Below are 10,130 nucleotides of genomic sequence, written 5' to 3'. Positions count from 1 at the left end.
CCCACGGCTTCGCCGTGGGCCCCTTCCCTCCCCCGCTTCGCAGGAGAGGGAGCTTCATCCCCTCCCCTGCGACAGCGGGGGAGGGTCAGGGAGGGGGCAAGGCCCTCTACTCCGCGTGCACCTGCTGGCGGGCGACGTCCAGCAGCAGGGCAAGCTCCTTCTCGACCCGGTGGTCGGAGATGTCGACGCCCCGGGCGTGCAGGTCGGCGGCCAGGCGGTCGCGGACGTCGTGCGGACCGGTGGCCGCAATGTCGGCGTCGATGATCTGGCGGGCGTAGGCGTCGGCCTCGCCCCCCGTCAGGCCCAGCAGGCCCGCCGCCCAGAGTCCCGCCAGCCGGTCGCGGCGCGCGCGAATCCTGAAGAGCAGGTCCTGGTCGTGCTGGAACTTGTTCTCGAAGGCCCTCTCGCGCTCGTCGAAGGTCGTCATGGGACCCGGCTCCTTGGATTGGTTTTGCGCTCCCAGATACAAGACTATATAGCCGGTGGAACGGGCATCGTCATCGCCCCCACTCACCGGCCAATCGGCGAATCCGGCGTGCGGCGACATACCCAAGAGGGAAGCGGAAGGCAAGATTCCCCATGTGCAGCGTGATCCTCCTGCGACGACCGGACGCAACATGGCCCCTGATCCTGGGCGCCAACCGCGACGAAATGGCGGGGCGGCCCTGGACGGCCCCGGCGCGCCACTGGCCCGACCGCCCCAACGTCGTCGCCGGGCTGGACGCGCTGGCCGGCGGCTCCTGGCTGGGCCTGAACGACGAGGGCGTCATCGCCGCCGTGCTGAACCGCATGGGCACGCTGGGGCCGGAGGCCGGCAAGCGCTCGCGCGGGGAGCTGGTTCTGGACGCGCTGGACTTCGCCGACGCGGCGGAGGCGGCGCTGGCCATGGCGCAGCTCGACACGCGGGCCTACCGCCCCTTCAACCTGCTGATCGCCGACAACCGCGACGCCCGGCTGCTGGTCCACCGCGGCCCCTCCCCGCGCAACCGCCCGGAGATGATCGAGATCCCCGCAGGCGTGCACATGGTCACCGCCAGCGACCTCGACGATGTGGCGGAGGACCCGCGGCAGGCCCAGTATCTCCCCCTCTTCCGCCACGCCGCGCCGCCCGACCCGGAACGGGGCGACGCCGAGGGCCTGTGGGGCGGCTGGCCGGAGCTGCTGGCGAGCCGAATCTGGGACGACGGCGAGCGCGGCGAGCGCGGGGCGATGAACTTCCTGCTGCCCAGCGGATTCGGCACGGTGTCGAGCGCGCTGATCGCCCTGCCCGCCGTGGAGCGCCCGGACCTCGACCCCGTCTGGCACTTCGCCGCCGGCCGTCCTCACGAGGCGCCATGGCAGCCCGTCTCGTTGGGGTAGGTGTGGCGGCGGACCCCGCGCATTGTGTTCCCTGGGCCAGCTTGCTATATCACTCGTGCATATCCCCTGGACCGGTCACCCGTCGGCCCGGGCTACACGTTTTTGGACGATCTCTCATGACACGACGTCGGCGCATCTACGAAGGCAAGGCGAAGGTCCTGTTCGAAGGTCCGGAGCCGGGCACGCTGGTGCAGTACTTCAAGGACGACGCGACCGCCTTCAACAACCAGAAGAAGGGCATCATCACCGGCAAGGGGGTGCTGAACAACCGCATCTCCGAATACCTGATGAGCCGTTTGTCGGAAATCGGCGTGCCGACGCACTTCGTGCGCCGTCTGAACATGCGCGAGCAGCTGGTTCGCGAGGTCGAGATCATCCCCATCGAGCTGGTCGTGCGCAACACCGCCGCCGGCTCGCTGTCCAAGCGCTTCGGCATCCCCGAGGGGACCCCGCTGCCGCGCTCGATCATCGAGTATTATTACAAGTCCGACGAGCTGAACAATCCCATGGTCACCGAGGAGCACATCACGGCCTTCGGCTGGGCGGCTCCGCAGGACCTCGACGACATGGTGGCCCTGTCGCTCCGCGTGAACGACTATCTGTCGGGCCTCTTCCTTGGCATCGGCCTGCGGCTGGTGGACTTCAAGCTGGAGTTCGGCCGGCTGTGGGAGAACGAGGAGATGCGCATCGTCCTGGCCGACGAGATCAGCCCCGACAACTGCCGCCTGTGGGACATCAAGACCAACGAGAAGCTGGACAAGGACCGCTTCCGCCAGGACCTCGGTCAGGTCGAGGAGGCCTACCAGGAGGTCGCCCGGCGCCTCGGCATCCTGCCCGAAGGCGGCCCGGTGGACGTCAAGGGCCCCAAGACCGTTCAGTAATCCCCTTATCCCCAACCCATCAGCACCATCAAGCGAGCGGACATCCGATGAAGGCGAAGGTTCACGTCACCCTCAAGCGCGGCGTTCTCGACCCCCAGGGCAAGGCCATCGCGCACGCGTTGCACACGCTGGGCTTCGACGGCGTCGAGGACGTCCGCGCCGGCAAGGTCATCGAGCTTCAGCTCAAGAGCACCGACGAGGCCGCCGCCCGCAAGGAGGTCGAGGCCATGTGTGCCAAGCTGCTGGCCAACACCGTGATCGAAGACTACGCGATCGAGCTGGTGGCCTGAGGGGTTGATGGCCTGAGGCTTCCTCGGCTCAATCCTGCCTGTCGGAAAATGGGGGATGCGCAACCGCTGCGCATCCCCCATTTTCGTTCGATCATGTCCATCGACCATCTCTCCGCGCTCGATCCCATCTTCGCCGAGTCCCTGCGCGTCGGCGGTCCGACGGTGCGCGACTTCCGCCGCCCGGACGGCTTTTCCGGCCTGCTCTGCCTGATCATCGAGCAGCAGCTCTCCACCACGGTCGCCGCGGCGCTGTGGGCCAAGCTCCAGGGCATGGTCGGGGTGGTGACGCCGGATGCCATCCTGGCCCTGCCCGACGAGGATCTGCGGGCCTGCGGCCTGTCGCGCCAGAAGATCGGCTACGCCCGCGGGCTGGCCCAGACCGTCGCGGAGGGGCGGCTGGACTTCGACGCCATTCACAGGATGGACGACGAGGAGGCCATCGCCGCCCTGGTCGCGCTGAAGGGCATCGGGCGCTGGACCGCCGAAATCTACCTGATGATGGCGATGGACCGCCCCGACATCTGGCCGGTCGGCGATCTCGCCATCCAACTCGGCGTGCAGCGGCTGAAGGGCTGGGCGGAGAAGCCGACCCCGGCGCAGCTCCTCGCCGTCGCCGAGCCCTGGCGCCCGCACCGCAGCCTCGCCGCCAAGCTGGTGTGGCACCATTACGTGGCCCTGCAGGAGCAGGCCAGGGCCCTCAAGCCGGTCAAGATCAAGAAGACGCCCAAAGGAAAGACGACACCGTGACCGAGACCACCATCACCGCCGTCCTTGTCGGCAAGGCCGCCCCCTTCGGCCCGCCGGGGCGGACCAGCGCCATCGCCAAGTCCCCGGTGGACGGCCCGCGCGCGGTCGGCCCCGAAGGCTTCCTGGACGACGAGCAGGCCGACCGCCGCGTCCATGGCGGGCCGGACAAGGCCATCCACCACTACCCGCTGGACCACCATCCGGCGTGGCGGGACGAGCTGGGCGGGGACGTGCCGCTGCTCGGCCAGCCCGGCGCCTTCGGCGAGAACCTCGCGACGCTGGGCCTGACCGAGGCCGACGTCTGCGTCGGCGACCGCTTCCGCGCCGGCACCGCCCTGCTGGAGGTCGCCCAGGCCCGCCAGCCCTGTTGGAAGCTCAACCACCGCTTCGCCGTGCCCGACATGGCCAAGCGCGTCCAGACCACCGGGCGCACCGGCTGGTACTACCGCGTGCCGGAACCCGGCCAGATCGGCCCCGGCGACCGGCTGGCCCTGGTCGAGCGGCCCTACCCGCACTGGACGCTCGCCCGGCTGCTCCACGTCCTCTATGTGGACACGCAGAACCGCGAGGCGCTCGCCGAGATGGCCGCCCTGCCCGTGCTGGCCCAGAGCTGGCGCACGCTGGCCGAGCGCCGGCTGACCCAGGGCGTCGAGGATTGGTCGAAGCGACTAAACGGTAACTAGCCCCAAACACTTGGAGAACAATTATCTCCAGGGATATCTATGCTTCACTCTCAATTTTCACTTGACTAATTCAATAGCCAAACGACCATGGCACATCATCGGAGACTTTGAGCGCTACACTGCAAACAAATATTCTTATAGGAGTATGCAATGGGACAGATCATAAGCAACAATCTTTCCAACGGAAACTATGATGAATTCATCAATGATAGCGGCCCTCTCGGGATAAAGATCAATAGCTTCCACGAATCTGGGCAAATGTCTGGATTGGGAAAATTGAAAATTACAGCGAGAGAATTGATAGACGTTGATAATAGACACGCGAATTATTTTGCTGTTATTGAATTAAAATCAAATGAGCAGTACGAAAGGAGCGATAGCTCCGTCATAGAATACGATGAGATTGACCGTATTTGCGCAGCGCTCGACAGGTTAAAACTAATAAACCCAGGAATATCGAAATTCTCCTCAACTCAAGCAGAATTTTCTACGGTCAAAGGCCTCTCATTTACATCATTTATCCAAAGAAACGGTACTGTTGCGGCATCTATATCATCTGGTTCAGTGTCTATTTTCCTTCATGGCCCTGATAAATTCGACGAACTTAAAAACCTTCTTTTGCAAACAAAATCATTTATTGACCGATCACGCATTTCACAATGAGCACATTCAAACAGGACGCGCATAGTGTCCGCATCAATGAAAGCTTATGTCAATTTTTGCCATCAGCGGCGGGCGGTCGCCCACAGCACGCCCGCCGCTCCCACCGCCACCAGCGCCAGGACGGCGGAGAGCAGAAGCGCCGCCGTCTCCCCGGCCCGCTCGATGATCACCGCATAGCCCATCGGCGCCAGGGCGGCGGCGTAGAAGCTCGGCACCAGCAGACGCCCGACCGTCCGGCCGTAGCTCTGCGGGTCGAACAGCACCAGCGGCAGCGTGCCGCGCACGATGGTCGCCAGCCCGGCCCCCGCCCCGAACAGCAGGGAGAAGGCGACGCCGGCGGCCAGCACCGCGCCGCTCCACAAGCCGATGATAAAGCCGGGCAGCAGCAGCCCGCAGGCGAGCAGCGCCAGGACGGTGGGATGCAGGCGCCCACCGGACAGCACCTCGCACAGCCGGGCCGATGATTGGCCGACGCCGCGCACCGTGGAAATCCACACCGCCGCGGCGGGCGCCGCCCCCAGCCCGACCAGGATGCCGATCATGTGCGCCGACATCGCCGAGGTCAGCACGCCGACCGCCGTGGTCATCACCATGTAGAACACAGGCGCCACCCAGGCCCGCCGTCGCGGGTCCACGGGTCCGGCGGGCTCCGTCCCGGCCGGCACCGGCGGGCGCACGTAGCGGTCGGACGGGATGGCGGCGTGCAGCGGGACCGTCAGAAGCGCGATGACGGCGTAGGCGACCAAGGCGCCGCGCCAGCCCCAGGCGTCGGCCATCGCCTGCCCCACCGGCCACAGCACCGTCGAGGCCAGCCCGCCCAGCAGCGTGATCTGCGAGATCGGCACCCGCGCCAGCGGGCCGCCCAGTCGGGCCAGGGCGGCGAAGGCCGCCTCGTACAGGCTCGCCCGCATCGCCAGACCCAGCACCAGCCAGGACGCGTAATAGCTCACCAGCCCCGTCGAGGAGGCCAGCCCCAGGCACCCCGCCGCCGTCAGCAGCGAGCCGATGACCATCACCGGGCGCCCGCCCCAGCGGTCAATGGCCCGCCCGACGCTGCCCGACACCACCCCCATGACCAGCAGCGCCGCCGTGAAGCCGCCAAAGGCCACCGGCAGGCTCAGGCCCAGGTCGGCGGCCATGGGATTCCCGAAGATGGCGATCAGGTAATAGGAAATCCCCCAGCACAGAAGCTGCGAGACGCCAAGGAACCAGACCAGCCGGCGGGTGATGTGCGACATGACGGACCAGGAGGCGACGGAAAGCGGCAGGCACCCTAGCCAGCCGGTCGGGCGCCGACAAACGACTTGTCTTCCGCCGACCGGTGAGAAAAACTCAACGGATGCCCTCCCGCCTTCCGCCGCTGAACGCCCTGCGCGCCTTCGTCGCCGCCGCCCGCCATTCCAGCTTCCGCCTCGCCGCGGAGGAGCTGAACGTCACCCCCGGCGCGGTCAGCCGCCAGATCCGCAGCCTGGAACTCTTCCTCGGCGTTCCGCTGTTCGACCGCAGCCAGCGGCAGGTCCGGCTGACCGAGGCCGGGGCGCGCTACTTCACCCGCATCGCCGACCTGTTCACCGAGATCCAGCAGGCGACCGACACGCTGCTCGACGGCGACGGGCGGCGGACGCTGCGGGTGGACTGCATACCGACCTTCGCCATGCACTGGCTGCTGCCGCGCCTGCCCCTGTTCCAGCAGCGCTTCCCGGATCTGGCGGTGTCGCTGTCCACCGCCCCCGGCCCGATCGACACCGGACGGCCCTTCGACTACGCCATCCGCCGCGACCCCGCCCATTTCGCCGGGCTGAAGCCGCTGCCGCTGATGCGCGAGCATTGCGTGCCGGTGTGCAGCCCGTCCCTGCCGGGGCTGGAGACGCTGCGCAGCCCCGCCGACCTGACCCGCCGGACGGTCATCACCATCCGCGCCCGCGCCGACCTGCTGCCGGCCTGGAGCGCGGCGCACGGGCTGGAGCTGGACGCCTTCCGCAACCGGATGGAGGTCGACCACACCTACTTCGCCATCCAGGCGGCGGAGGACGGGCTGGGCGTCGCCATCGTGCCGCGGCTGTTCGTGGAACGCCCGCTGGAGACCGGCCGGCTGACCGCGCCGCTGGGGGCCGAGGGGGTGGTGTCCGGTCATTATTACCTGCTGGAAAGCCGCCAGCGCGGCCACACCGAGGCGCCGGCCTTCCCCGATTGGCTGCGCGAACAGGCCATGACGTCCGCCAATCCCTCTCCCGCCCCGGGAGAGGGTGCCTGCGAAGCAGGCGGGTGAGGGTCGTGCGAGGATCGATTTGTCCGCCCGTTGCCGAACCCTCACCCTCCCGCCGCAAGCGGCGGGCCCCTCCCTCTCCCGGGGCGGGAGAGGGGTTTCGCTTTGCGGAATGGGTCCTTGCCCTTGCTTTGGCGGGGCGGGGCCTTTAGTGTCCGGCCTCGAACCGTTCCCCCCACGACGCCGGATTTTCCAAGCCCCATGAAGGCCGCCGTCATCGTTTTCCCCGGCTCCAACCGCGAACGCGACGCCGTCGCCGCGCTGGAGGCCGCCAGCGGAACCAAGCCGCATCTGGTCTGGCACCGCGACACCGAACTGCCCAAGGTCGATCTCATCCTCGTGCCGGGCGGCTTCTCCTATGGCGACTATCTGCGCTCCGGCGCCATGGCGGCGCACTCGCCGATCATGCGCGAGGTCAAGGCGCGGGCCGATCAGGGCGTGCGGGTGCTCGGCATCTGCAACGGCTTCCAGATCATCACCGAGGCGGGGCTGCTGCCCGGCGCGCTGATGCGCAACGCCAAGCTGAAGTTCATCTGCCGCACCGTGCATCTGCGCGTGGAGAACACGGACAGCCCCTTCACGGCCAAGTACCGCAAGGGCCAGATCGTCCGCTATCCCGTGGCGCACGGCGACGGCAACTACTGGACCGACGCCGAGACGGTGAAGCGGCTGGACGGCGAGGGCCAGGTGGCCTTCCGCTACGTCAGCGACGAGGGCGACGCCGCCCCGCGCTGGAACCGGAACGACTGGAACCCGAACGGTTCGCTGGACAACATCGCCGGCATCTTCAACGCCAAGCGCACCGTGCTCGGCCTGATGCCGCACCCCGAGGACGCGGTGTCCGCCTTCCACGGCAACACCGACGGCAAGCCCATGTTCGATGGTCTGGTGGAGGCCCTGTCGTGACCACCGCGCAGCAGCCCGCAGTCTCCCTGGAGATGGCCCGCGAGTTCGGCCTGTCCGAAGGGGAATACAACAACGCCCTGGAGATCCTGGGGCGCCAGCCGACCTACACGGAGCTGGGCATCATCTCGGTGATGTGGTCGGAGCATTGCTCCTACAAGTCGTCGAAGAAGTGGCTGATGACGCTGCCGACCACCGGCCCGCAGGTCATCTGCGGCCCCGGCGAGAACGCCGGCGTGGTCGATGCCGGCGACGGCGACGCCATCATCTTCAAGATGGAGAGCCACAACCACCCGTCCTACATCGAGCCCTTCCAGGGTGCTGCGACGGGCGTGGGCGGCATCCTGCGCGACGTGTTCACCATGGGCGCCCGGCCCATCGCCAACATGAACGCGCTGCGCTTCGGCGCGCCCGAGCATCCCAAGACCCGCCATCTGGTGTCGGGCGTGGTCGCCGGCATCGCCCATTACGGCAACTGCGTCGGCGTGCCGACGGTCGGTGGCGAGACCAACTTCCACCCGGCCTACAACGGCAACATCCTGGTCAACGCGATGACCGTGGGCGTCGCCAAGGCCGACCGGATCTTCTATTCGGCGGCTGCCGGCGTCGGCAACCCGGTGGTCTATGTCGGCTCCAAGACGGGCCGCGACGGCATCCACGGCGCCACCATGGCGTCGGCCGAGTTCAGCGAGGATTCGGAGGAGAAGCGCCCGACCGTGCAGGTCGGCGACCCCTTCACCGAGAAGCTGCTGATCGAGGCCTGCCTGGAGCTGATGGAGACGGACGCCATCGTCGCCATCCAGGACATGGGTGCGGCGGGCCTCACCTCCTCCTCGGTCGAGATGGCCGGCAAGGGCGGGCTCGGCATCGAGCTGGTGCTCGACGACGTGCCGATGCGCGAGGAGGGGATGACCCCCTACGAGATCATGCTCTCCGAAAGCCAGGAGCGCATGCTGATCATCCTGAAGCCCGGCCGCGAGGACGTCGCCAAGGCGATCTTCGACAAGTGGGAGCTGGACTTCGCCGTGATCGGCACGCTGACCGACACCGGCAAGCTGGTCATCAAGATGCACGGCCAGACCTGGTGCGACATGCCGATCGCGCCGGTGTCCAACGCCTCGCCGCTCTACGACCGCCCGTGGGAGCCGACCCCGGCCGCCGCGGAGCTGGAGGACGCCGTGCGCGCCCTGCCGGCCGACAAGACGCTGGGCGACATCCTGGAAAAGATCATGTCCTGCCCCGATCAGGCGTCCAAGCGCTGGATCTGGGAGCAGTATGACAGCCTCGTGAACGGCGACACCCGCTTCATGTCCGGTCAGGCCGACGCGGGCGTGGTGCGGCTGCCCGGCCAGAGCAAGGGCATTGCGGTCACCACCGACTGCACCCCGCGCTACTGCCTCGCCGACCCGGTGCGCGGCGGCGCCCAGGCGGTGGCCGAGGCGTACCGCAACCTGTCCGCCGTCGGCGCCCTGCCGCTGGCCGTCACCGACAACATGAACTTCGGCAACCCCGAGAAGCCGCGGATCATGGGCCAGTTCGTCGGCGCCATCCAGGGCATGGCCGACGCCTGCCGCGCGCTGGACTTCCCGGTCGTGTCGGGCAACGTGTCGCTCTACAACGAGACCAACGGCGAGGCGATCCTGCCGACCCCGGCCATCGGCGCCGTCGGCCTGCTGCCCGACGCCATGATCGCCGTCGGCATCGCCTTCAAGAACGAGGGCGACACCATCCTGCTCGTCGGCGAGGGCACGGGCCATCTCGGCCAGTCGCTCTACCTGCGGGAGATCCTGGGGCGCGAGGACGGCCCGCCGCCGCCGGTCGATCTGGCGGTGGAGCGCCGCAACGGCGAGTTCGTCCGCGGCCTGATCGCCGAGGGACTGGTGGTGTCGAGCCACGACATCCAGGACGGCGGCCTGCTGGTCACCGTGGCCGAGATGGCCATGGCCGGCGGCATCGGCGCCAACCTGTCGGGCCTCGACGGTGCGGACGCCGGCACCCTGTTCGGCGAGGATCAGGGCCGCTACGTCCTGGCCGTCCGCGCCGACAAGGCCGCTGCCGTCCAGGAGAAGGCCAAGGCCGCCGGCGTGCCGGTGAGCGTGCTCGGCAAGACCAACGGCACGGCCCTGACCGGCCGCGGCGGCGAGGCGATCACCATCGCCCGCCTGAAGGCGGCCAACGAGGCCTGGCTGCCCGGCTACATGGCCGCCGCCGAGTGAGCGGACGCGGTTGAGGGGTCGAAAAACGGAAGGCCGGGCCATGTGTCCGGCCTTTTCGTTTTGGGCGGGGTGTTGCCCCCACCCTTCCCACGGCTTCGCCGCGGGCCCCTTCCCTCCCCCGC

At 68.0% G+C, this 10,130-nt stretch carries 11 protein-coding genes; 9 read left to right on the top strand and 2 right to left on the bottom strand.

Annotated features, from left to right (window positions below; all coding sequences use genetic code 11):
* Positions 1-106: 106 nt before the first annotated feature.
* On the bottom strand, positions 107-427 hold the full coding sequence (locus DXK32_RS30955) for a DUF1476 domain-containing protein (RefSeq protein ID WP_114862007.1): 321 nt from the start codon (positions 425-427) through the stop codon (positions 107-109).
* A 152-nt stretch (positions 428-579) separates the two neighbouring features.
* Between DXK32_RS30955 and DXK32_RS30950 the strand changes: the two genes are divergently transcribed.
* The 6 genes from DXK32_RS30950 to DXK32_RS32480 all read left to right on the top strand — a co-directional run bounded on the left by DXK32_RS30950 (position 580) and on the right by DXK32_RS32480 (position 4,623).
* Entirely contained in the window at positions 580-1,359 is a 780-nt protein-coding gene (locus DXK32_RS30950) for an NRDE family protein (protein WP_114862006.1), read from the top strand.
* Positions 1,360-1,475: 116 nt separating this feature from the next.
* Positions 1,476-2,240, top strand: coding sequence for a phosphoribosylaminoimidazolesuccinocarboxamide synthase (gene purC / locus DXK32_RS30945; RefSeq protein ID WP_014239519.1), 765 nt, complete (start codon positions 1,476-1,478; stop codon positions 2,238-2,240).
* A 47-nt stretch (positions 2,241-2,287) separates the two neighbouring features.
* Entirely contained in the window at positions 2,288-2,530 is a 243-nt protein-coding gene (gene purS / locus DXK32_RS30940; protein WP_114862005.1) for a phosphoribosylformylglycinamidine synthase subunit PurS, read from the top strand.
* A gap of 93 nt (positions 2,531-2,623) precedes the next feature.
* A complete protein-coding gene (locus DXK32_RS30935) occupies positions 2,624-3,277 on the top strand; it encodes a DNA-3-methyladenine glycosylase family protein (RefSeq protein ID WP_114862004.1) in 654 nt (217 codons plus the stop codon).
* Positions 3,274-3,960: an MOSC domain-containing protein gene (locus tag DXK32_RS30930; protein WP_114862003.1), complete on the top strand. Its 687-nt coding sequence runs from the start codon at positions 3,274-3,276 to the stop codon at positions 3,958-3,960. The genes DXK32_RS30935 and DXK32_RS30930 overlap by 4 nt, the downstream gene beginning before the upstream one ends.
* Positions 3,961-4,110: 150 nt before the next feature.
* Positions 4,111-4,623 (top strand): hypothetical protein, encoded by a 513-nt coding sequence (locus tag DXK32_RS32480; protein ID WP_162801430.1) that lies wholly within the window; start codon positions 4,111-4,113, stop codon positions 4,621-4,623.
* A gap of 62 nt (positions 4,624-4,685) precedes the next feature.
* Here the strand turns inward: DXK32_RS32480 and DXK32_RS30925 are convergent, their stop codons facing one another.
* The gene (locus DXK32_RS30925) at positions 4,686-5,861 is read right to left on the bottom strand and encodes an MFS transporter (RefSeq protein WP_114862002.1); all 1,176 of its coding nucleotides are present in this window, start codon (positions 5,859-5,861) and stop codon (positions 4,686-4,688) included.
* A 101-nt stretch (positions 5,862-5,962) separates the two neighbouring features.
* On the opposite strand from DXK32_RS30925, the gene DXK32_RS30920 reads away from it, so the two are divergent.
* The 3 genes from DXK32_RS30920 to purL all read left to right on the top strand — a co-directional run bounded on the left by DXK32_RS30920 (position 5,963) and on the right by purL (position 10,008).
* Positions 5,963-6,892, top strand: a complete 930-nt coding sequence (locus tag DXK32_RS30920; RefSeq protein WP_114862001.1) for a LysR substrate-binding domain-containing protein — start codon at positions 5,963-5,965, stop codon at positions 6,890-6,892.
* Positions 6,893-7,090: 198 nt separating this feature from the next.
* On the top strand, positions 7,091-7,795 hold the full coding sequence (gene purQ, locus DXK32_RS30915; protein ID WP_014239512.1) for a phosphoribosylformylglycinamidine synthase subunit PurQ: 705 nt from the start codon (positions 7,091-7,093) through the stop codon (positions 7,793-7,795).
* Between the two features lie 32 nt (positions 7,796-7,827).
* Positions 7,828-10,008, top strand: coding sequence for a phosphoribosylformylglycinamidine synthase subunit PurL (purL, locus tag DXK32_RS30910; RefSeq protein WP_114862008.1), 2,181 nt, complete (start codon positions 7,828-7,830; stop codon positions 10,006-10,008).
* Positions 10,009-10,130 lie beyond the last annotated feature (122 nt).

The organism is Azospirillum brasilense (genome assembly GCF_003349955.1).
Taxonomy (GTDB): domain Bacteria; phylum Pseudomonadota; class Alphaproteobacteria; order Azospirillales; family Azospirillaceae; genus Azospirillum; species Azospirillum brasilense_B.
Note: the sequence above shows the minus strand (reverse complement) of the source record. Positions and strands in the feature narration are given on the sequence as shown.